21 protein-coding genes are annotated in these 23,442 nt (G+C 33.1%); 7 read left to right on the top strand and 14 right to left on the bottom strand.

Going from position 1 to position 23,442, the window contains the following annotated elements; all coding sequences use genetic code 11:
* Window positions 1-9 precede the first annotated feature (9 nt).
* From ccoG to JOD96_RS17140, 6 genes are all read right to left on the bottom strand, one after another.
* Complete coding sequence (gene ccoG, locus JOD96_RS17115; protein ID WP_209565448.1) at window positions 10-1,428, bottom strand: cytochrome c oxidase accessory protein CcoG; 1,419 nt, start codon at window positions 1,426-1,428, stop codon at window positions 10-12.
* A gap of 9 nt (window positions 1,429-1,437) precedes the next feature.
* Entirely contained in the window at window positions 1,438-2,373 is a 936-nt protein-coding gene (locus JOD96_RS17120; RefSeq protein WP_209565449.1) for a cbb3-type cytochrome c oxidase N-terminal domain-containing protein, read from the bottom strand.
* Between the two features lies 1 nt (window position 2,374).
* Window positions 2,375-2,569, bottom strand: coding sequence for a CcoQ/FixQ family Cbb3-type cytochrome c oxidase assembly chaperone (locus tag JOD96_RS17125; RefSeq protein ID WP_209565450.1), 195 nt, complete (start codon window positions 2,567-2,569; stop codon window positions 2,375-2,377).
* Between the two features lie 8 nt (window positions 2,570-2,577).
* Complete coding sequence (gene ccoN / locus JOD96_RS17130; RefSeq protein WP_209565451.1) at window positions 2,578-4,761, bottom strand: cytochrome-c oxidase, cbb3-type subunit I; 2,184 nt, start codon at window positions 4,759-4,761, stop codon at window positions 2,578-2,580.
* Between the two features lie 12 nt (window positions 4,762-4,773).
* Window positions 4,774-4,956: a cbb3-type cytochrome oxidase assembly protein CcoS gene (ccoS, locus tag JOD96_RS17135; protein ID WP_209565452.1), complete on the bottom strand. Its 183-nt coding sequence runs from the start codon at window positions 4,954-4,956 to the stop codon at window positions 4,774-4,776.
* Between the two features lie 112 nt (window positions 4,957-5,068).
* A complete protein-coding gene (locus JOD96_RS17140; protein WP_209565453.1) occupies window positions 5,069-7,459 on the bottom strand; it encodes a heavy metal translocating P-type ATPase in 2,391 nt (796 codons plus the stop codon).
* 202 nt (window positions 7,460-7,661) lie between these two features.
* Between JOD96_RS17140 and JOD96_RS17145 the strand changes: the two genes are divergently transcribed.
* Entirely contained in the window at window positions 7,662-8,348 is a 687-nt protein-coding gene (locus tag JOD96_RS17145) for a Crp/Fnr family transcriptional regulator (RefSeq protein WP_209565454.1), read from the top strand.
* On the opposite strand, the gene mazG is transcribed toward JOD96_RS17145, so the two are convergent.
* From mazG to def, 3 genes are all read right to left on the bottom strand, one after another.
* Window positions 8,343-9,113: a nucleoside triphosphate pyrophosphohydrolase gene (gene mazG / locus JOD96_RS17150; RefSeq protein WP_209565455.1), complete on the bottom strand. Its 771-nt coding sequence runs from the start codon at window positions 9,111-9,113 to the stop codon at window positions 8,343-8,345. The two genes, JOD96_RS17145 and mazG, sit on opposite strands and share 6 nt — an antisense overlap.
* A 102-nt stretch (window positions 9,114-9,215) precedes the next feature.
* Window positions 9,216-9,713, bottom strand: coding sequence for a DUF5606 domain-containing protein (locus JOD96_RS17155; protein WP_209565456.1), 498 nt, complete (start codon window positions 9,711-9,713; stop codon window positions 9,216-9,218).
* A 57-nt stretch (window positions 9,714-9,770) separates the two neighbouring features.
* Window positions 9,771-10,361, bottom strand: coding sequence for a peptide deformylase (gene def, locus JOD96_RS17160; protein WP_209565457.1), 591 nt, complete (start codon window positions 10,359-10,361; stop codon window positions 9,771-9,773).
* Between the two features lie 198 nt (window positions 10,362-10,559).
* Between def and JOD96_RS17165 the strand changes: the two genes are divergently transcribed.
* Window positions 10,560-12,782 carry an FUSC family protein gene (locus JOD96_RS17165; protein ID WP_209565458.1) on the top strand — a complete coding sequence of 741 codons (2,223 nt, stop codon included), beginning with the start codon at window positions 10,560-10,562 and terminating at the stop codon, window positions 12,780-12,782.
* 37 nt (window positions 12,783-12,819) lie between these two features.
* Here the strand turns inward: JOD96_RS17165 and JOD96_RS17170 are convergent, their stop codons facing one another.
* From JOD96_RS17170 to JOD96_RS17180, 3 genes are all read right to left on the bottom strand, one after another.
* Window positions 12,820-14,316, bottom strand: coding sequence for a malate:quinone oxidoreductase (locus tag JOD96_RS17170; RefSeq protein ID WP_209565459.1), 1,497 nt, complete (start codon window positions 14,314-14,316; stop codon window positions 12,820-12,822).
* A 122-nt stretch (window positions 14,317-14,438) separates the two neighbouring features.
* Complete coding sequence (gene ruvX / locus JOD96_RS17175) at window positions 14,439-14,855, bottom strand: Holliday junction resolvase RuvX (RefSeq protein WP_209565460.1); 417 nt, start codon at window positions 14,853-14,855, stop codon at window positions 14,439-14,441.
* 130 nt (window positions 14,856-14,985) lie between these two features.
* On the bottom strand, window positions 14,986-15,597 hold the full coding sequence (locus JOD96_RS17180) for a PAS domain-containing protein (RefSeq protein WP_209565461.1): 612 nt from the start codon (window positions 15,595-15,597) through the stop codon (window positions 14,986-14,988).
* 263 nt (window positions 15,598-15,860) lie between these two features.
* Here JOD96_RS17180 and JOD96_RS17185 point away from each other — a divergent pair, with 263 nt between their 5' ends.
* From JOD96_RS17185 to JOD96_RS17200, 4 genes are all read left to right on the top strand, one after another.
* Entirely contained in the window at window positions 15,861-16,676 is an 816-nt protein-coding gene (locus tag JOD96_RS17185; RefSeq protein WP_209565462.1) for a 2,3,4,5-tetrahydropyridine-2,6-dicarboxylate N-succinyltransferase, read from the top strand.
* A 110-nt stretch (window positions 16,677-16,786) separates the two neighbouring features.
* Entirely contained in the window at window positions 16,787-18,655 is a 1,869-nt protein-coding gene (locus tag JOD96_RS17190; protein ID WP_209565463.1) for an LTA synthase family protein, read from the top strand.
* A gap of 119 nt (window positions 18,656-18,774) precedes the next feature.
* Window positions 18,775-19,848 carry a glycosyltransferase family 9 protein gene (locus tag JOD96_RS17195; protein WP_245188437.1) on the top strand — a complete coding sequence of 358 codons (1,074 nt, stop codon included), beginning with the start codon at window positions 18,775-18,777 and terminating at the stop codon, window positions 19,846-19,848.
* Window positions 19,845-20,630, top strand: coding sequence for a glycosyltransferase family 2 protein (locus tag JOD96_RS17200; protein WP_209565464.1), 786 nt, complete (start codon window positions 19,845-19,847; stop codon window positions 20,628-20,630). Before JOD96_RS17195 ends, JOD96_RS17200 begins: the two co-directional genes overlap by 4 nt.
* On the opposite strand, the gene JOD96_RS17205 is transcribed toward JOD96_RS17200, so the two are convergent.
* Window positions 20,611-21,378 carry a Kdo domain containing protein gene (locus JOD96_RS17205; RefSeq protein WP_209565465.1) on the bottom strand — a complete coding sequence of 256 codons (768 nt, stop codon included), beginning with the start codon at window positions 21,376-21,378 and terminating at the stop codon, window positions 20,611-20,613. The two genes, JOD96_RS17200 and JOD96_RS17205, sit on opposite strands and share 20 nt — an antisense overlap.
* 83 nt (window positions 21,379-21,461) lie before the next feature.
* Between JOD96_RS17205 and JOD96_RS17210 the strand changes: the two genes are divergently transcribed.
* Window positions 21,462-22,538, top strand: coding sequence for a glycosyltransferase family 4 protein (locus JOD96_RS17210; protein WP_209565466.1), 1,077 nt, complete (start codon window positions 21,462-21,464; stop codon window positions 22,536-22,538).
* 2 nt (window positions 22,539-22,540) lie between these two features.
* Here the strand turns inward: JOD96_RS17210 and JOD96_RS17215 are convergent, their stop codons facing one another.
* Window positions 22,541-23,407 (bottom strand): hypothetical protein, encoded by an 867-nt coding sequence (locus JOD96_RS17215; RefSeq protein WP_209565467.1) that lies wholly within the window; start codon window positions 23,405-23,407, stop codon window positions 22,541-22,543.
* Window positions 23,408-23,442 lie beyond the last annotated feature (35 nt).

Below are 23,442 nucleotides of genomic sequence, written 5' to 3' on the forward strand. Positions count from 1 at the left end.
ATTTCTTTTTTAATTAAAACTTCGTGGCCCTAAAAAGTTTGTTGTTGTGGTTTCTAATAATTGTTTGCCGTTATAAACACCAATTTTTACTTTGGTTTTGTCGCTTTCCAGCAAAGCCTGTTCTATTTCGATAAATAATGTTCCCTGAGAAATTCCTTCTTTAGCAACTTTAAAATGCGTTTTACCGACATTTTTTATTTCACCTTTCTGATCAATTAATTCAAAATGTATATCCTGATAATCTTTCATTGTCTTATTGACAATTTTATACGTGTAAACATTACTGATTTTATCTCCTTTATGCTGAAAAAGCTGTCCCGGCAGGCGAAGAACGATAGCCTGTACATCAGTTCTTAAAAATAACATTCCAACAAATACACTCAATAAAATAAATAATACAGCGGAGTAACCTTTCATTCTTGCAGTAAATTTAAAAGGCGCTTTTTTCTCGATCTCATCTTCAGAAGCATATCGGATGAGGCCTTTTGGCAAGCCGACAGAATCCATTATATGATCACATTCATCAATACAAGCAGTACAGTTTGTACATTCTAATTGGGTTCCGTTTCTAATGTCAATTCCCATTGGGCAGACGTGAACACATTGATGACAATCTATACAATCCCCTTTTCCGGTTAAACTTCTGTCTTCTTTTTTATTGAATTTTGCGCGTCCGGCTTCTTTTTCACCACGAACAAAATCGTAGGCAACATTTATAGATTTATTATCTAAAAGAACACCCTGCAAGCGGCCATAAGGGCAGGCTATAATACAAACCTGTTCGCGAAACCATACAAAAACAAAGTAAAAAACTCCTGTGAAGATTAGTAATGAAATAAAATTACTTGCTTGAGAAATTGGCCCTTCCTCAACCATTAAAAATAATTTATCACTTCCTACTAAATATGCTAAAAAGACGTTAGCAATACCAAACGAAATCAGAAAAAATATAGTCCATTTCAGGAGCCTTTTTCTTATTTTCTCTCCGTTCCATTCTTGTTTGGACAAACGCAGCTGAGAACCGCGGTCACCGTCGATCAAATATTCGATTCGGCGAAAAACCATTTCCAGAAATATCGTCTGCGGACAAATCCATCCACAAAAAATCCTTCCAAAAACTACTGTAAACAAAATAATAAAGACAACTCCTACCAACATTGATATCACAAAAAGATAAAAATCCTGTGGCCAGAAAGGAAATCCAAAAATATTAAAACGACGTTCTATAATATTGAACATCATGAATTGATTTCCATTTATTTTTATAAATGGATTTGCAACTAAAATAATCAGTAAGACATAGCTGACTATCTTTCTGTAATTATAAAATTTACCAGACGGTTTTTTAGGAAAAATAAATTTTCTTTTACCGCCTTCATCAATTGTTCCAATGGTATCTCTAAATGCTTCGTCTGGTAAATTTGACATGATATGGTATTATTTAACTTGTGTAGTATCTACGGTCTTTTTTGCTGCCGCATCATTTTTAGGGGCGCTTTCGTCAACCCAAACCTCACCATCCGGTGCTTTTGGATCTTTAGGATTACTTCCCTGCAATGACAAAATATAACTTGCAACTTTTTGAATTTCTTTCGGCTTTAGAGTTCCTTTCCAGGAAATCATCCCTTTACCATCACGGCCTCCGTTTGTTATAGTATGGAATAAGTTTTTAATTCCTCCGCCTAAAATCCAATGGTCATCTGTTAAGTTTGGCCCTATTTGTCCTCCGGCGTCTGCACGGTGGCAGGCAGCACAATTTGTTGTAAAAATTTCTTTACCTGCTGCTAAATCAGCTTTATCTGTTAATAAAACCACGGTTTTTTCATCCATTAAATCGGGCGCGGTTTTTAGATACTCTTCAACATCTATTTTAGCCTGAGCCATTTCCATTTTTAGTTCAGTTTCCTGATTATCGCCACCAAACAATTCATAACGAGCAACATATATTACTCCAAAAATGATACAGATGTAGAATAAGTATACCCACCATGGCGGCAAATTATTATCTAGTTCTTTTATTCCGTCATAATCATGATCCATTAGCAGATCGCCTTCTCTTTCAATCGGCTGCGTTTTGGTCAGTTTCTGCATTAAGTTTTTGTACCATGTGCTTTCGTTAAAACTCAAACTGTTTTCATATTCTAACCTGGCTTTCTCTTCTGGAGACATTAATTGATACATAACGCGGTTTACGGCGCTTAATGTAATTTCTATTGCTATTAAAATAAATAAAAAGACAAATAAAAAAACGGCTAACATTGGATATTTTACAAACGCAGGCCTGTCACCTGAATCAATAAAGTATTCCATTAAACCAAAGACGATAAAGAAAATCACAGGGACTCTCACATATACTGGAAAAAACTTTTTCATTTTAGTTATCTTTTGAAGTTATCATAAGTCCTTCTTCTAAAGGAATTTCACTCATTTCTCTAATTTTATCTTTCTTATAAGAAAACACCCAGAAGCCTAAACCTACAAAGAAGAAAAAGAATATCAGGAGAGAAAGTATCGGGTAAATTTCTACTCCCGATATTGTTTCCATATTGTGCTTAATTTGTTCGAACATAACGCTTGTTATTTAGTTTCTTTAACTTTAATATCTATTCCAAGTCTTTGGATATAGGCAATCAATGCAACAATTTCCCTTTCATTCATCGGAATAAATTTTTCTCCTTTTGCTGCTGCTTTTTGTCTGCTGTCCTCATAACTTTTTACAAAATCAGGATCATTTTCTAAACTTTTTTCTATGGCAATTGCCTGAGCTCTTAATGTTTTTTGAGCATTTGCAACATCAGCATCTGTGTAAGGAACTCCAAGCGAAACCATTGCTTTCATTTTAGTCTCAATCAGCGAAGTATCCATCGGTTTGTTATCAAAAAGCCACTTATAACCCGGCATAATTGAACCAGCTGAGATACTCTGCGGATTCCAGAAGTGATTAAAATGCCAGTTATCATTATATTTTCCTCCTACTCTTAACAAGTCCGGACCTGTACGTTTTGATCCCCAAAGGAATGGATGATCATAAACAAACTCTCCCGCTTTTGCTTGTGGTCCGTAGCGTTCTACTTCACTTCTAAACGGACGAACTGACTGTGAGTGACATCCTACACAACCTTCACGAATATATAAATCACGACCTTCAAGCTCTAAAGGTGTATATGGTTTTACACTGCTTATTGTTGGAATATTTGATTTTACCATAATGGTTGGAACTATCTGAATGATTCCCCCAATTAGAATTGCAACTGTAGCCAAAATGGTCAACTGAATAGGTTTTCTTTCTAACCAGGAATGGAATTTCTCTCCTCTCACTCTGCCGTTGCTGATTCTTTGCAAAGCAGGAGCCTGAGCCAATTCGTCTTCGATTGTTTCTCCGGCTTTCACGGTCATAATGATATTGTAAACCAATGTCAGCATACCTACCAGATATAAAGAACCACCAATAGCTCTCATCCAGTACATTGGCATAATCTGCGTCACTGTTTCAAGAAAATTCCCATAGGTTAAAGTTCCGTCTGGGTTAAACTGTTTCCACATTGAAGCCTGAAGAAATCCTGCTACGTACAATGGCAATGTGTATAATATAATTCCTAAAGTACCGATCCAGAAATGGAAGTTAGCTAGTTTTTTAGAAAACAAATTACTTTTTGTCATTCTCGGAATCAACCAGTAAATAATACCAAATGACATAAATCCGTTCCATGCTAATGCTCCTACGTGTACGTGTGCTACGATCCAGTCCGTATAGTGTGCGATAGCATTTACATTTTTAAGAGATAACATTGGCCCTTCAAAAGTTGCCATTCCGTATCCTGTAATCGCTACTACAAAGAATTTTAAGACTGGTTCTTCACGAACTTTATCCCATGCTCCTCTTAAAGTTAAAAGACCATTGATCATACCTCCCCAGGACGGAGCGATAAGCATTACAGAAAACGCTACTCCTAAATTCTGTGCCCAGTTTGGTAAAGCTGAGTATAACAAGTGATGAGGTCCTGCCCAGATATAAATAAAGATTAAAGACCAAAAGTGAATAATAGACAATCGATAAGAATACACAGGTCTGTTGGCAACCTTTGGAATAAAATAATACATTAATCCTAAGAATGGTGTTGTCAGGAAAAATGCAACTGCATTATGTCCGTACCACCATTGTACCAAAGCATCCTGAACTCCTGCATAAACAGAATAACTTTTTAATGCAGAAACAGGAATTTCTATATTATTAAAAATATGGAGTACTGCTACGGTTACAAAAGTTGCCAGATAAAACCAGATTGCTACATATAAATGACGTTCTCTACGGCGCAGCATGGTACCAATCATATTAATACCCATAACAACCCAGATCAATGCAATAGCAATATCTATTGGCCATTCCAGTTCGGCATATTCTTTTGATGATGTATAGCCCAAAGGCAAAGTAATTGCTGCGGCTACAATAATAAGCTGCCAGCCCCAGAAATGGACATTACTTAAAAAATCACTGAACATTCTCGCTTTTAATAATCTTTGAAGCGAATAATACATACCCGCAAAAAAAGCATTACCTACAAAGGCAAAAATTACCGCATTGGTATGCAGAGGCCTTAATCGGCCGTAACTCAGCCATGAAATCCCATCTGTCATGTTGGGAAAAAGGTACATAACCGCTAAGGTCAGTCCCACTAGCATACCTACAACCCCAAACAGGATAGTGGCGTAAATGAACTTTTTTACAATTTTGTTGTCGTAATAAAACTGTTCCATTTCCATAATTATACGTGTTTATTCTTTTGTTTTTGATTTGTTTTCTTGGGGAGTGAATGTAGTTTCATCGTCAAAAAGAATTCTGACTGAAGGCGTATAATCATCATCGTACTGACCAGATTTAACTGCGACTATAAAAGCAATAAAGAACCCTATTGCCACGAAAATACTTACTGTAATTAATAGATAAATAACACTCATACCATCTAATTTATATTAACAAAATTATTAGGTTACGGGCGGATAAAATATGATAATTATCATAATCGAAAGGAATGTTAAAATTAAGAAAAAAATTACACAAACTATCAAATCAAGAACCTAATTTTCTGTTTTTGAAATAATTAGACATTAAAGTAACAAAACTTACAATCGTAATTGTACTTAAGGGCATAATAATAGCCGCCACTAAGGGAAGAAGATTTCCTGTAACTGCAAAGGCAAGTCCGACAACGTTGTACAGCAATGACAAGCCAAAACTCATCTTGATTATAAAAATCGCTTTATGAGATAATTTTAAAAAATAGTTAAGACGTGAAAATTCACTTGCATCTAAAATTGCATCACAGGCAGGAGAGAAAACATTGACATTTTCTGAAACAGAAATTCCTACATTACTTTGTGCCAACGCTCCGGCATCATTTAAACCATCACCAACCATCATAACGTTCTGTCCGTTTTGCTGCAGATTTTTTATAAAATCCAGTTTTTGTTCTGGTTTTTGGTTGAATATTAATTCGGTACCTTTGGGTAAAAGAGCTTCTAGATTAGCTTTTTCACCATCGTTATCTCCCGAAAGAACCTTTATTTGATAGTCTTTACTTAAATTATCAAATAATTTTTCCAGGCCTTCTCTATACTGATTTTCGAATACAAATTTCCCATAATAAACAGCATCTAGTTTTATATGAAGGGATGTTTTTTCGATCTCTGATGTATCCAGTACAGGGCTTTCAACAAAAGTTCCGGAACCAATTTTTATTTGCTTGTTTTCGGCTTGAGCCAAAATTCCTTTTCCTGTTATTTCCTGAAAATTATCAATTTTAATTTTCTTTGATTCTGGAAGAAAATCATATAACATACGGCTTAACGGATGATTTGAAGCACGGAGTGCGTTTTTGATCAATATAAAATTTTCATCAGAAGTCACATTTCCTTCATACGAAATGTTTGATTTTTTATTGGTTGTAATTGTTCCTGTTTTATCAAAAACTATGGTATCAACTTTTGCTAATTGTTCTATTACCAAGGCATTTTTAAGATATAATTTCTGCTTACCCAAAATCCTCAAAATATTCCCAAAAGTAAATGGAGCAGTAAGGGCAAGTGCACAGGGGCAGGCTACAATTAATACAGCTGTAAAAACATTAAAAGCGATATTGGCGTCAATAAAAATCCAATAGCCAAAACCCGCAAAAGCTATCAGAAGCAATATAGGAGTAAAATACCTGCTAATGGCATCTGTAATAGTTTTATGCTTTTGGTCTACATTTTTCTGAAAAACTTCATTGCTCCATAATTGCGTCAGGTAACTTTGAGAAACAGAATGCAAGACTTCCATTTCTATTACTTTGCCAATCTGTTTTCCGCCTGCAAATATCTTGTCACCTGATCTTTTGGTAATCGGAATCGCTTCTCCGGTTACAAAACTATAGTCTATTTCAGCGCTTTCGCTAATTAAAATACCATCTACGGGAATTAATTCCTGGTTTCTGATTAGCAATCTGTTGCCTTTTACGACATCATAAATTGGTAAATTTTCTTCTGATGAATCTGAATTAATTCTTGTAACTGCTATTGGAAAATAGGATTTAAAATCGCGTTCAAAACTTAAAAAACTGTACGTTTTGATTTGAAACATTTTTCCGAGTAGCATAAAAAATACCAGACTTGCTAAACTGTCAAAAAAGCCTGAACCATAATTCATTACTATATCGTAAGTGCTTCTAATAAACATTACAATAATTCCTAATGCAATCGGAATGTCAATATTAAGCATTCTTGACTTTATGCTTTTATAAGCCGAAACATAATACCCGCTAGCAGAATATAAAAAACTTGGCAAGGCGAGAACAAAAATCAAACCTCTAAAAAATGGCTTGTAATTATCAAGCCAAAATTCTTTAATCTCAAAATATTCAGGAAAAGACAATAACATTATATTACCAAAACAAAAAAAAGCAACTCCCAGTTTATATGTCAGACTTCTGTCAATGCTATTTTTACCTGTTTCGTAATTTTCTAAACTGATATAGGGTTCGTAACCAATTGAACTTAGTGAATAGACAATTGTTTTGAGTGATACAAGATCTGAATTGTATGTGATACGAACTTTTTTCTCCGGAAAGTTAACTTGGGAAGCACTTATCCCTGATTGAATCCGGTTAAGATTTTCCAGGATCCAAATACAAGAGCTGCAGTGAATATGCGGAATGTTTAATGATACAATCGCAGTGCCTGCTTCCTGAAATTCTAATATTTTTGAAAGTATAGCTTCGTTTTCTAAAAAATCGTATTTCCCTTTAGTGTCCTGAGGAGTTGCGCCCGGAGATTTTTCAAAATCATAATAGGAGGTTAAATCGTGAGTGCTGAAAATTTCGTAAACTGTTTTGCATCCGGCACAGCAAAATAGTTTTTCATCAAAATGTATTTCTTCATTTTCATTAATGGGCAGACCGCAATGAAAGCAATTTTGCGCACTCATAATTTGTTTTTTTAGTGGTGCAAAGATCAACACAACAACCGATTATAAAGATGACAATTATCATATTATAATGAAATTGAGTTTTAATGTAAAAAAATTAAACCAGCGAAGAAATAACGCGCTTTTTTTTCTTATAAATTTAATCAATAATACTGCTTATAACTCCGAAATATGATTAATTTTGCATCAAACTACTATTGTCATGAATAAATGTGACCAATGCATTGTACGACAGCTTAGCTCCTTAAAAGCCCTTAATAAAGAAGAAGTTATAAAATTAGCTAACAGCAAAACTACTTACCAGATAAAAAAAGGAGAAGCTATTTTTGAGGAAGGAGAAGTCACTAATGGTGTTTTTTGTATTAAGGACGGAATTGGAAAACTTTCTAAATTAAGTGCCAACGGAAAAGATCAGATTGTAAAACTGGTAAAATCCGGAGAACTTTTGGGACAACGCTCTATGATTAGCAATGAACCTGCAAATCTGTCTGCAAAAGCGATTGAAGACATGGAGGTTTGTTTTATTCCTAAAGCCGAAATCATAAATTTTTTCAATACTAACAACCAGTTTTCTTTAAATATGATGCAGACTGTCTGCGAAGATTTAAAAGAATCTGAAAATGATAAAATCGCTTTAGTACAAAAAACAGTAAAACAGCGTTTAGCAGAAACTTTATTGCAGCTTCATGACGATTTTGGAGAAAATAGTGACAGCACTCTAAAAGTACAGCTGACGAGAGAAGAATTGGCTGGTATCATAGGTACTGCAACAGAAAGCTGTATACGACTCTTATCTGATTTTAATAAACTTGAACTTATTGAGCTGGCTGGAAAAAAGATTATTCTTAAAAATATACGAGCATTAAAAAAATTAGCAGAACAATTATAATTTCTTAGCTTCATTCCAAAATACGTCCATTTCCGCTAAAGTCATATCCATTAGCGGTTTCCCTAATTCGCCTGCTTTAGCTTCTAAATACTGAAAACGTTTAATGAATTTTTTATTTGTTCGCTCTAAAGCATCTTCGGGGTTTACATTTAAAAACCGGGCATAATTTATCATTGAAAATAAAACATCGCCAAACTCAGCCTCTATTTTATCCTGATCACCAGACTTAACTTCTTCCTGAAGTTCTTCAAGCTCTTCCTGGACTTTGTCCCAAACCTGATGTGGTTCTTCCCAGTCAAAACCAACCCCTTTTACTTTATCCTGAATTCGGCTGGCTTTTACAAGAGCAGGCAAACTTCTTGGCACTCCTTCCAAAACAGATTTTTTGCCTTCTTTAAGTTTTAGTTTTTCCCAATTTTGTTTTACTTCTTCTTCATCCTTTACTACTGTATCACTATAAATGTGCGGATGACGATGAATAAGCTTTTCGCAAATTTCATTACAAACATCAGCAATATCAAAATCATTGGTTTCTGAACCTATTTTAGCATAAAAAACAATATGCAACAATAAGTCGCCAAGTTCTTTTTTAACTTCATTTAAATCGTTGTCTAAAATGGCATCTCCTAATTCATAAGTTTCTTCGATGGTAAGATGTCTTAGCGTCTGCAGCGTCTGCTTTTTATCCCACGGACATTGCTCACGCAATTCATCCATAATGATTAATAATCTTTCGAAAGCTTTTAATTGAAGTTCTTTGCTCATTTGTACTGTATTTATTGGTTTAATACCGGATAATGTAAAAGTAAAAAATCCTGTCAAGAAAACATCTTAACAGGATTATTATATTTTTGAAAGTAATATTTACTATTCTTCTTTTTTAGCAGCAGGTTTCTTTGCCGGGGCTTTCTTAGCAGCCGGGGCTTTTTTTGGTTTTTCTTCAACTACAGCTTCTTCTTTAGCTTCAGCGGCAGCCGGAGCCAAATCAGTAACTAAACCTTTAGCCTGAAGTGTATTGTACCAGTTTAATACTTTCTTAATATCAGACGGGTAAACTCTTTCTTCATCATAATCAGGTAAAACTTCTTTGAAGTAAGCTGCTAATTTTGCATTGTCTTCTTTATGAGAAATCGCCTGACCTTTGTTTTCCTTAGTACCAATACGTTGAAATACTTCAGTTAATGGTTTTTCACCATCATGTGTGTAAATTGAAATTTCAGACAATAAACTTACATTGCTTTTTAAGCTTACAGTGATTTTTTTTCCATCAGTTAATGATTCAGCAACAAATCCTGTACGGGTTTGTACTTTTAAAGCATATAAACCTGGCTTCCCTGAAACAGCTAATATTTTTTCTAAATTCATGTTTATTATAATTTGTATTAAGAATTTCGTTTATTTTTTTATCTTTTAAAGAAGCAATTATCTCCCTTTTTTAGCAGCAAAAAATTTCATCTTGTAATCCTGAAAAGTCTTTCCTTCTGTAATGTTCTTCAATTTTTTCTGAATCAAACGTTTTTTAAGTGAAGATATTTTATCTGTAAATAAAACCCCTTCAATATGATCATATTCGTGTTGGATCACTCTTGCAACCAAACCATCAAAAACTTCTGTCTTTACAACAAAATCTTCTTCACAATATTCAATTGTTACGGTTGGTTTTCTGTAAACATCTTCACGAACGTCAGGAATACTTAAGCAGCCTTCATTAAAACTCCACTCCTCACCTTCTTCTTTAATGATTTTAGGATTGATGAAAGTTTTCTTAAAACCTTTTAATTTTTTTTGTTCATCTAATGATAGATCTTCATCATCACTAAAAGGAGTCGTGTCAATTACAAACAAACGAATTGCCATACCTACCTGTGGTGCAGCAAGCCCAACGCCATAAGCATTGTACATGGTTTCATACATGTTTGCTATTATCTCTTTTAAGTTTGGATGATCTGGCGTGATAGCCTCTCCAACTTTTCTTAAAACCGGATCACCATATCCTACAATTGGTAAAATCATTTGTATTTATTTATGCATTATCTACTGAAAATCCTGAATTTTATATCATAATTCAGCTGGCAAAAATAGTAAAAAATAGTCAATGAATAATTCTAAACAAGATATTATCTCTCAATTTCGCAACTTAGAAAAAAACTCATCTATAATTGTGCCAAAATAATTCGTACAATTCTTACCTTTGCTTGTAAACTTCTCTATATGTTTGATCGAATCACTAAATTTACGAACAGTACCTCTTTTCTAAATGCTTCAAAAGTAACGATTGCTTCTGTTGTACCTGTTTTAATTTTAAATTTCTTCGGGTATTTTGAGATTGGTTTTACCATAGCATTAGGTGCATTTTTTACTTATCCCAGTGATATACCAAGTACTTTGGGGCATAAAATAAAAGGAGTTATTGTTGCATCATTTATTGTTGCCGGCGTTAATTTGCTTGTTAATCTTGCCTATCCTTATCCGTTTCTGTTTTATCCTTTTTTAGGATTACTGCTGTTTTTTTGTTCGATGATTTCTGTTTACGGTCAGCGTGCCACATTGGTTTCGTTTTCTGCTTTACTTTCTATTTCTTTATCTTTTGGGCATTTTCATCAAGGTCTTGAGGCTGTAGAATATTCTGCATTTATTTTTACTGGAGGTATTTTATATTTAATTGTTTCGCTTGTATTTCATTTTGTGCAGCCTTATAAATATGTAGAATTACAGATTGCCGACGGTATAAAATTAACCGCCAAATATTTAAAATTAAGAGGCGATTTATGGAGTCCGGAAGCTAACCGCCAAAAGATCATCGAAAAACAATTAGCATTGCAGGTCGAACTGAATTTAATCAATGAAGATTTGAGAAAGGTTTTGATTGGAAATCAAAATACTTCGGCAGCAACAAGTCAAAACAGAAAGATGCTGCTTGTTTTTATTACTTTGATTGAAATTCAAGAATTGGCCTTGTATACGTCTTTTGATCATAACAAGTTGCTCGAAAAATTTGACAAACATCCTGAAGTTTTACGAACCTACCAGAATGTAGCTTATAAGCTGGCTTCAACTTTAAAAAAACTTTCTAAAAATGTAAATCATATTGCGGCTTACGTAGACAAAAATGATCTTAAAAATGAAATTGATGCTCTTGAGTTTGCCATTTTTGATTATGAAAAACGTCTGGGTAAAGAAGAAGCTGCCGAAGGAGTCCTGATGCTGACCAACATGCTGAAATATGCAAAAAATCAGGTTGGAAAAATCAAAATTATCCAAAGAGCTTTTTCTCTTGCAATGCAGTCTTATAAATTGAAGGACAAAGATAAGGAGCTGGAAAAATTCTTAACCCCACAATATTACCCGTTGCGTACACTGATTGAAAACATGAGTTTTTCATCTTCAATTTTCAGGCATTCACTCAGACTTACAATCACAATTCTTATTGGTTTAATTATTGGCAATCTCCTGACTTTTCAAAATGGATATTGGATTTTACTGACTATTGTGGTAATCATGCGACCGGGATATGGATTAACAAAAGAACGTTCTTATAATAGAATGTTCGGAACTGTGTTAGGCGGATTACTGGCATTTGGAATAGTTTCTGTTATTCAAAATCACGTTGCATTAAGTATATTTTCTATTGTCTGTATGCTGCTTGGTCTCTCTTTTACACAAATTAACTATAAAATAAGTGCCACTTTTGTTACGATGTATGTGGTTTTTATTTATGGAATTTTAACTCCAAATGTTGTAGAAGTTATTCAGTTTAGAATACTCGATTCGCTTACCGGAGCAACTTTAGCTTTTATTGCCAATCAGTTTTTATGGCCGGCATGGGAGTTTATTAATACTCCGATACATATCGAAAATTCGATTCGTGCCAATAGAAGCTATCTTAAGGAAATTGCTGATTATTATAATAAAAAGGGAGACATCCCTACGTCTTACAGACTAGCAAGAAAGAATGCTTTTGTAGAAATTGGTAATTTAATGACTTCTTTTCAACGAATGATGCAGGAACCAAAGTCAAAACAGAAAACGCTGCCGCTGGTTAATAAACTGGTAGTTTTAAATCACTCATTACTTTCTGCTTTAGCTTCATTATCGACATACATTCAGTCACATCAGACAACATCGGCTTCAGATTCATTTAATTATATTATAAAAACCATATTATTAAATTTAGATCACTCGATTTCAATTTTAAGAAGCGAAACCATTCTGACAGATACTTTTTTTGACAAAGAAGATGTAACATTACAATTTGAAGAATTAAAACGAGTTAATTTTACACGTCTCGCCACAGATGACGATCTTGATAAGGAAACCCGTCAGGCGAAGATGCAGGAGGCACAAATGGTGATTGAGCAATTGATATGGATGAGTAATATGTCTGAAAAAATATTAAAAATCACAAAAGAACTAAAAGCAACAAATCCAGATTAATTCATCTGGATTTGTTATTTTTTATAAAGAATTGAATCTAATTATTCAATTTTAAAACTTCAGAAGTATGCTTTCTCATTTCTGCCAGAAGCTCTGGATTATCATTTAAAGTTTTACCATAAGAAGGAATCATATTTTTCATTTTCCCCTCCCATTCCGGTGTTTTAATTTGATTTGTAAAACATCTGCTGATTAAATCAATCATAATCGAAACTGCAGTTGATGCTCCTGGAGAAGCTCCTAATAAAACAGCTAAAGTTCCATCATGCGTATTAATCACTTCAGTTCCAAATTCTAAAACTCCACCTCCATTCTCATCCTTTTTGATAACCTGAACACGTTGTCCTGCTCTTTCTAATTTCCAGTCCTTAGAACGGGCAGTTGGCAAATATTCACGCAGTGCATTCATTCTGTCTTTTGGAGACTGACGAACCTGCTCAATTAAATATTTAGTTAAGGGAATATTATGATATCCCGCTGATAACATCGGAATTAAATTATTTGCTTTTATAGAAAGTGGCAAATCAAGATAAGAGCCGTTTTTAAGGAATCTTGTTGAAAATCCTGCGAAAGGCCCAAAAAGAAGTGCTTTTTCACCATCTATTACACGAGTATCAATATGAGGAACAGACATTGGTGGTGCTCCAACACTTGCTTTTCCGTAAACTTTTGCCTGATGTTTGGCAATTACTTCGGGATTTGTGCATTTCAGCCATTGTCCGCTTACAGGAAAACCTCCATAACCATTTCCTTCAGGGACATTTGCTTTTTCCAGTAATGGCAATGAACCACCTCCTGCACCAATGAAAACAAATTTTGTATACGCTTTTCGGGTCTTACCTGTAGATAAATCCGTAATTTTAATTCTCCAGGATTTGTCCTCACGCTGTCTTAATTTTTTGACTTCGTGGTTAAAATATAGGGAAACGCCATCAAGTTTTTCTAAATAACTGAACATACTTCTGGTTAATGCCCCGAAATTTACATCGGTACCAATTGCCATGTGTGTTGCTGCTAAACTTTCATTATTTTCCCTGCCTTCCATTACAAGCGGCATCCATTCTTTTAATTGTTCAAAATTGGTACTAAAAACCATTTGAGCAAAAATCGGATTGCTTTGCAAAGCTTCAAAACGTTTTTTAAGATATTCAACGTTTTTATCTCCCCACACAAAACTCATATGAGGAACGCTTTTTATAAAATTTTCAGGAGACGGTACTTTATTTTGCTGCACTAAGTAAGACCAGAACTGGCGCGAAACCTCAAATGATTCTGCTATACTTATTGCTTTTTTAGGATCAATACTTCCGTCTGCCTTTTCCGGAGTGTAATTTAACTCACAAAAAGCAGAGTGTCCCGTTCCGGCATTATTCCAGGCATCAGAACTTTCTGCAGCGGCAACGTCTAATCTTTCGTAAATCTCAATTTTGATATCAGGTTGTAATTCTTTCAAAATTATTCCAAGAGTGGCACTCATAATTCCAGCTCCAATGAGTACTACTTCACTATTTGAACGTATTGTTTCGTCAGGCATAACAGTATTTTATTTTAAAATGCAAAGGTACTTTTTTAATTGCAAAAAAAAACTAATAAAAACATGATAAAAGTTAGGATTTTCTAAAAACCTATAAATTTTAAACAAATTTAATTTGAAAATTAAAATCGTTTTGATGAAAGATAATCCTGAAGCATTATTGTAGCAGAAATTTCATCAATCAGGCCTTTGTTTTGGCGTTGTTTTTTACTTAATCCGCTATCAATCATTGTCTGAAATGCCATCTTGGATGTAAAGCGTTCATCTACCCGAACTACTTTCATATCGGGAAAAATATTTGAAAAATGCGTTACAAAACCTTTAATTATGGGAGCACTTTCAGATGGCTGTCCGTTCATTTGTTTAGGTTCACCAATTAATACTGCTTCTACTTTTTCTTTGGCAAAATAATCTTTTAAAAAATCTATTAAAGTATTCGTCGGAATGGTTGTAAGACCCGAAGCGATAATCTGCATTTCGTCAGTAACAGCAATTCCGGTACGCTTTTGTCCGTAGTCTATAGAAAGTATCCTGGGCATCTTTATAATTTTTATCAAAGATAAACAGGAAATCCATAACCTGAAAAAAATTATGTCAATTATAAAAAAATCCGTCCTGATTTCTCAAAACGGACTTATCCAACATTTAAAACCTAATTAAAAAATGGGGCTACTTATTAAATAATCGACTAAAAAAACCTCTTTCATCTTCCTCTTCCGGATGAGAAAATTTGGATTGTGATTTTTCATGTTCCAAAATTAATTCCTTAATATATTCAACATAACTTCTCTTTTTTTCCTCTAAAAAACCAATAAGGTATTTTTCGCTAAATTCTACTCCGCCGGCTCCTTCTATCTGTAATAACTTTTTATACAAGGGTTCAATATGCATTGCAATAACTTCTTGCGGAACGGCTTGTCTTCTTCCAAAATAATTTACAATAACACCATTTTCATCTTTGGCAATTTCAAAATCTGTAATTACCCAATAATATCTGCCCGATTTTGCAAGATTTTTTACAACAGCATGAAAGTTTTTACCCGCTTTTAGGTTTTCCCATAACACTTTAAAAATCACTTTTGGCATATCAGGATGTCTTATAATATTATGTGGCTGTCCCATAAGTTCATAATCTTCATATCCGCAAACATCAATAAAAACTTCATTAGCATACTCAATAATTCCAAAAGCATTTGTTTTACTCATAATAACCTGAGTTTTATCCCATGATACTTCTTTATCAATAATAGTACGTCCCTGAAGGTGATTTTCCTGATTCATTTTAATTTATTTTGTATTAGAATAATAATTCTTTGTGTCGGAATTATGCGGCAAAACTAATCGGAATAAAAAAGAGAAAATCTGACTTTTGTCATATTCTGATATAAAAAAAACTTTTAATGGATATTCATTTAAAAAATTATTTACAACAAAAAAATTAATTTATCAAATTAAAAACAAAAAGTTACAACTGTAACATTTTCAAAATGGTTTTGCTTTTTTGCTTTTATTCAAATACTCTATCTTTGCAAAAAATTAAACTTATGAATTCTTTACAGACAATAATCGAACAAGCTTGGGAAAACAGAGCTTTATTACAAGAAACAACTACAACGACTGCTATCAGAGAAGTTATAGAATTGTTAGATGCAGGAAAACTAAGGGTTGCTGAGCCGATTGGAGACAAATGGCAGGTTAACGAATGGGTAAAAAAAGCAGTTGTAATGTATTTTCCAATTCAAAAAATGGAAACATGGGAGTCGGGCATTTTCGAATACCATGATAAAATGTTACTAAAAAAGGGTTATGCTGAAAAAGGAATTCGTGTTGTACCAAATGCTGTAGCACGCTACGGAGCTTATATTTCGAGCGGTGTTATTTTAATGCCAAGTTATGTAAATATCGGAGCTTATGTTGACGAAGGAACTATGGTAGATACATGGGCAACTGTGGGTAGTTGTGCCCAAATTGGCAAAAATGTTCACTTAAGCGGCGGTGTTGGTATTGGTGGCGTTCTTGAACCACTACAGGCTGCTCCGGTAATTATAGAAGATGGTGCTTTTATTGGATCACGATGTATAGTTGTAGAAGGTGTGCATGTTGGTAAGGAAGCAGTTCTTGGTGCAAATGTATGTCTTACAGCTTCAACAAAAATTATTGATGTTACCGGCGATGAACCAGTTGAGATGAAAGGTTACGTTCCTGCACGTTCTGTTGTAATTCCGGGAAGTTATACTAAGAAATTTGCTGCAGGAGAATTTCAGGTTCCATGCGCACTGATTATTGGTACTCGTAAACCATCTACAGATTTAAAAACTTCGTTAAACAATGCTTTACGCGAATATGATGTAGCAGTTTAACACATTGTTAAGCTAATGTTAAAAATTTATTAAAATTTTTAGGTTTTTCTGATCAGGATTTATATTTTTGCGCAAAATTAATCCTCCAAAGAAAACCTAAAAATTTGTAAATGAATAATATAAATCAAAATGTAATCCTATTTTTAAAAAGATTTATTTTAATATTAGTAACCTATCAACTTAGCCGAATTCTGTTTTTCTTTATGAATATGGAATTGTTTGAAAGGTTTACCCTTAAGATTTTCATAGGTGGTGTACTTTTTGATTTAGCGGTTATTTCTTATATCAATTTCATTTTTCTTTTTTTTCACGTAATTCCCGGCAATTTTAAATATAAAACTGTCTATCAAACCATATTAAAAATTGCTTTTTACGCTGTAAATCTCCTCTTTATATCAACAAACTTCGTTGATATTATCTATTATCGTTTTACTGGCAGAAGAAGTACTTTTGCACTGATTACTGCAAGAGGTATGGAGAACGATACCATAAGACTAATTCCTTCATTTTTAAAGGATTTTTGGTATGTCGGCGTTCTGTTTTTAATTACCAGTATTATTCTTTGGAAATTGATCCCAAATCCTAAGGATACAATTGTCATTCATAGGCTAACGAAAAAAGATTATTTTAAAAAATATTCTTATGTGATTGTTTTGCTTCTTGCAATATTGCTTATTGGTCGTGGCGGATTCCGAAAAAAACCAATCAGAATTGTAGATGCTGTAGAGTATGGTGAAGTGAACAACGCCGGATTAGTATTGAATACTCCGTTTTCTATTTTAAAAACTTTATTTAAAAAAGAAGATATTGAAAGCACTCATTATTTTGACAGTAAGGAATTAAGTAAAACTTATAATCCAATAATTTCACTAAAGTCAGATCAGGCACCTGTCAGAAAAAATGTGGTGATTATAATTTTAGAAAGTTTTGGAAGTGAAAATGTCGGACGTGGTCAAACCCCTTTCTTAGACTCGCTGATTACAAAATCATGTTACTTTAAGAACGGATTTGCAAACGGTAAGGTTTCAATTGATGCTGTTCCTTCGATAATTTCAAGTATCCCGAGCCTTATGAATAATTCATTTATATCGTCAAGTTTTGCTTTGAACAAAGTTCGCAGCCTTCCAAAAATATTTAAGGAACAAGGATACAGCACTTCTTTTTTTCATGGCGCGTTTAATGGAAGCCAAAACTTTGATGAATATGCAAAAGTAGCCGGATTTGACGAATATTATGGAAAAAATGAATATGCTGGAAAAGAATCCTTTGATGGGAAATGGGGAATTTTTGATGAAGAGTTTTTGCAATTTTATGCTAATAAACTGAGTACTTTCAAAAAGCCATTTTTCAGCTCTGTTTTTACTATTTCATCACACGTACCCTATATTATACCCGAAAGATATCAGAATAAATTTCCAAAGGGAACTACTGATATACATGAAAGTGTAGCCTATGCCGATTATTCTCTTCGAAAATTCTTTGAAACTGCAAAAAAACAGGATTGGTATAAAAATACCTTATTTGTTCTTTCGGCAGACCATACCTCATCTAGCGGAGATAACGAGATAGATAAAACAAACATTGGAAAATTTAGAATTCCGATCTTATTTTTTGACCCTTCTAATCCTGATCTAGCTAGTGTAAATGAGAAAAATTTTCAACAAATTGACATCATGCCAAGTATTCTGGACTACTTACATATCAAAACAGATATGGTAAGTTTTGGTAAAAGTTACAAATCAAAAGAAAATTTTGTAGTGTATTATCTTCAGGGAACTTATCATTATATTCAGGACGATTATTATGTTGCCTTTACAGATAATAAAGTAACTGGTTTATATAATTGGAAAAAAGATGTTTTATTGAAAAATAACTTAATGCAAATCGATAAACCGCGAGTTCAAAAAGCAGAAAAATTTATAAAAACTTATATTCAGTCTTTTAATGAAAGAGTAACGAATAATCAATTGGTGATCTAAAAATAAAAAGCACTTCACCGATATTTTAGATAAAAATTCCAAATTCCAATCAATAATATGATTGTAATTTGGAATTTTTTGCTTCAATTTGTAACTGTTAAAAAGTTGATAGTTCCTATATGAAGATACTTGTAATTCAGCAAAAAATGATTGGTGACGTTTTGGTCAGCAGTATTATATGCAACAACCTGCGCATTGCCTATCCCGATGCTCAGATCGACTATTTGGTATATGCCTCAACAACACCAGTTTTAGAAGGAAACTCAAGTATTGATACTATTATTTTGTTTGAAGAAAAACACAGAAAAAGTAAAAAAGAATTACTAAAACTTGGTCTTCAGCTTCGAAATGAAAAATATGATTTATTGATTGACGCTTATTCTAAACTAGAAAGCTGGATCCTGGTTTTATTAAGTAATGCCAAAAGAAAAATATCGTACAAAAAACCAGGAAGAAATTTTCTTTATACTGATAATGTACCGTTTGAGCCTTTTCCTAAAACCAATCTAGGTTTGGCAATAGAAAGACGTCTTTCCTTATTAGAACCGCTGAATTTACCTGTAAAAACAGATCCTGTACCAAAGTTATTTGTTTCTGACAAAGAAAACAACGAAGCTATTGCGCTTTTTGAAAAACACAAGGTTCAGAAGGATCGAAAAACTGTTATGATAAGCCTTTTAGGAAGCGAAAAAATCAAAACTTATCCTTTAGATTTTATGTCTAAAGTTGTTGATTATATTGCAGATCATGAAGATGTTAATATCCTTTTTAATTATTTTCCAAAACAAATTAATGAAGCTAAAGTTGTTTTTGATGGCTGTAAACCATCTACTCAGGAAAAAATTTATTTTGATTTATTAGGTAATGATTTACGGTCGTTTATTGCTATTATGAATCAATGCAATCTCATTATAGGAAATGACGGAGGAGCGATAAATATGGCCAAAGCATTAAATAAACCTTCGTTTATTATTTTTTCTCCCTGGATTGAAAAGAAAATCTGGGCAACTTTTGAAGATGGAGTTCACCATCTTTCTGTTCACTTATACGATTTTCGTCCTGATTTATTTGAGCATAAAACCGAAAAAACACTTAAGAAAGAATCTTTATCCTTATATCAGGAATTTAAGCCTGAATTTTTTAAGGATAAAATGGAGTTGTTTTTAAATCAAAATCTTATCAGTACAAAATGATTTTGACAGAAAAAAAACTTTTATCGGCCTTACTTATTACTTACAATGAGGAATCGAATATAAAAGAAGTGCTCAATAATCTTTCTTTTGCCGATGAAATAATCATAGTTGATTCTTATAGTACGGATAAGACGCTGGAAATTGCTGCAGAGTTCAAAAATATAAAAATCACACAGCGTGTTTTTGACAATTTTGCTTCTCAGCGTAATTTTGCCCTTAGCTTGGCCAACCATCCCTGGATTCTTTTTATTGATGCTGATGAAAGATTAACGCCTGAATTGCAAAGCGAAATTCATAGCGTAATTAATCAGGAAAAAAGTGCTTCGGCTTATTTTGTTTATCGTGATTTCATGTTCGAAAACAAGAAATTAAAATACAGCGGCTGGCAAACAGATAAAATTATCCGCCTTTTTAAAAAAGACAACGCAAGTTACAATCCGAAAAAAATTGTTCACGAAAAACTAATTGTTGAAGGAAAGACAAAAAAACTCAGGAACAGGCTTATACACCATTCTTACTCAAACTATAAAGATTACAAACAAAAAATGATCTTTTATGGTCAGCTAAAAGCGCAGGAAGAATTCGAAAAAAAAACAAAACCAAATTTCTTTCATTTTTATATTCGGCCGGCTTATAAATTTTTAAATCAATATATAGTGCGTTTTGGTTTTTTAGATGGCAAAAAAGGAATTATAATTTGTTATCTTAATGCCCTGAGTGTTGCGGTGCGTTTTAAGGAATTAAGAAAAATTAGGACAAAACCTACGATTTCCAAAATTTGAGTCTCTTTTTAAGTCTTTTCTTTTTGGCAAATTCCTCCTGAAAATGAACGGTAGCCTTCCACATTTGTTCAAAAATTTCAGCTTCGGTTTTATTCGTATAAAATTTTGAATATTCATTACTCATTACGGCAATCATTTCTTTTTTTGGTGTTAAACGTCTAAAGTTATTCATACGCTGCTCGAAACTCATGTTTTCATGAAAATTCATTCGGTTCAAATCGACCAAAAAGAAATGATAATTATTCTCGCTTACCTTTTTGATCAGAGTATTACCCGGAGAATGGTCTAAAAATTCTACTCCTTTTTCATGCAATTCGAAAGTAAATTTTACAAACTGTCTAAGGATTGCGTCATGATCGGGATAATCCGGAATTTCTACTAGTTCTCTGTATGTTAGTTCAGCAACTAAATGTTCACTCACATAGTAACTGTCTTTTAGTCCAATAAGATTAAAATTCTCAAAAAATGCTATCGGTGCAGGAGTACCAATACCTTTTTCTAATAAAATCATCGCAAACTCAAAAGAACGTTTTGCTTTTGATTTTCGGAAGTATCTGTAAGCGATCTTATTAATAATGTTCGGAATCTTAAAAGACTTGATGTTAATCTTTTTCTCATTAAGATCAAAAAGTTTTATTTTATTTCTGTCACCATTCCCAAAAAGAGTCCCTGATGTATTAAATGACTTAATGTTTTCAAGCACCGACGAGGTACTATTTTCAAAAATTGGATTTATCTTAAAATTCATTCAGAGGTTCTTTATAACCAACAAAAATAGGGATAGAATTTTAGACTTCAAATTATTATTGTATTTTCGTAAAAAAAAAATTAATGCCAAATACAAAAAGTGTATTTTTAGAGACACATAATATTAACAATAGAGCCACTGGATTAGGTACCTTTAATTACGAGTTGATTAAAGGTCTACACAGGCTCGATTTTGAAAATTTAGAACTTCACCTTAACTCTGGAAAACCAAAATTGCTTAAAAGTGAATTTGGCGAAGTATTTAAATATCACAAATACATGTCTTTTCATAGGTATAAGACTTTTAGGCCTGTGCATAAATTTGATTTGTGGCACTCTGTAAATCAAAACTCAAAACTTGAGCCTAGATTTGCTGCCAAATACCTTTTAACTGTTCATGATGTAAATTTCGTAGAAGAAATCTCTTCTGACATGAGCCACAAAAGGAATCAGCTTTTTATGGAAAAGCTTAAAAAAGCAACTGCGATTACTTATATTTCTGAATTTGCAAAAAAGCAGACTCATGATTATTTTAAGGTTCCGGATGTTCCTGAATATGTAATATATAACGGAAACCCAATTTCTACACTGCTGGATACTTCTGGATTTGTCAGTACTGTCCCTGTGGATAAACCTTTCTTTTATACAATTGGGGATTTTATCGAAAGAAAAAATTATGCCTCAATCATTAATATGATGAGATTGCTTAAGGATTTTAACCTTATTATTTCAGGCAATAATACTAAAAAATACGGTCAGGTAATTAAAAGCTTAATAGAAGAAAAGGGCCTTAGCAACCAGGTTTTTTTAACGGGTAAAGTAAGTGATGAAGGCAAGCAATATTACATGAAAAACTGCACTGCATTTCTTTTTCCGTCAATAAGAGAGGGGTTTGGTCTTCCTCCTATTGAGGCAATGAGTTTTGGTAAACCGGTTTTTTTATCTGATAAAACTTCTTTGCCGGAAATTGGCGGTGAAATGGCCAATTACTGGACCGATTTTGATCCTGAATACATGAAAAATGTATTATTGGACGGATTACACAATTTTGAAAACAACAAGGCCGTAATTGAAACCGAAATGAAAAAAAGAGCAGCAAGTTTCGATTGGAAAATTGCTGCTGCTGATTATTTGAAAATTTATAAAGATATTCTTAAATAGAATTATTTTTTAAATAAATGTTTAAACCATTGTCCAAAGTTTTTCTTGGCGATATAAAAGAATGTTGGCAAAACTTGTAGAAAATTTAAGTTTTCTTCGATTTCCCTAAATGTTTTACCTTTTACAAAAGCCAGTTTTTTCCATTTCTCCGGTTCCATGTAAAAGAAATTACGCATCATTTTGTAATTGCTTTCATTTACGGTTTCCCATTTATTTAGGAATTCGTTTTTATTGATATCTGTATCATGTCCCCAATTATTGAATTTCATTTCAAGTTCTTCTTTTGTTCTTGAAATACATTCGTGAAGGACAGCTCCTTTATAATAAATTATTCTTTTACGAGTTTGCCTTCCAACTTTATAACTTGGGAAATTTGTAGCAACCATTATTTTTGTTGGTTTCTCAACATACAGTACACCATCATCTACCCATTTGTACATATTTATCAAAAATGGGGATATCTGTACCTGGTTTTTTTCCGGGTTATCTAAATAATGATTCTTGGATTTTAGATAATCAACAAATTCTTTAAAATCTAAAAAATATTCATCTGCGTCTAATTGTATTAACCAATTTCCAATTCCCATCTTTTCGGCTAGAATTTTACGCTCCCTAACCTCGCATTCCATGCTTGTTAATTCCGGACGATAAAAATCTTCTTCTATTATTTGAATTTTTGAATCTGTATCAACAGATTTTATCCATTGAAAGAAATCATCTTTAATAGTAAAACTCTCTCCTTTCCAAGTTTTTCTTCCTTTATCAATTGCTAAAAAAATTGAGTCGGATTCTTTATATACTTGAGGAATAGCGTTTTTAAGCAATTCATAATCGTACGAGACCAAAAAACCAACCTGAATTTTTTTCATTTAAAATTTTGTTAAAAAAACAAAGATAATAACAT

This window comes from Flavobacterium sp. 1355 (assembly GCF_017833415.1).
In the GTDB taxonomy this organism is placed as follows: Bacteria; Bacteroidota; Bacteroidia; order Flavobacteriales; family Flavobacteriaceae; genus Flavobacterium.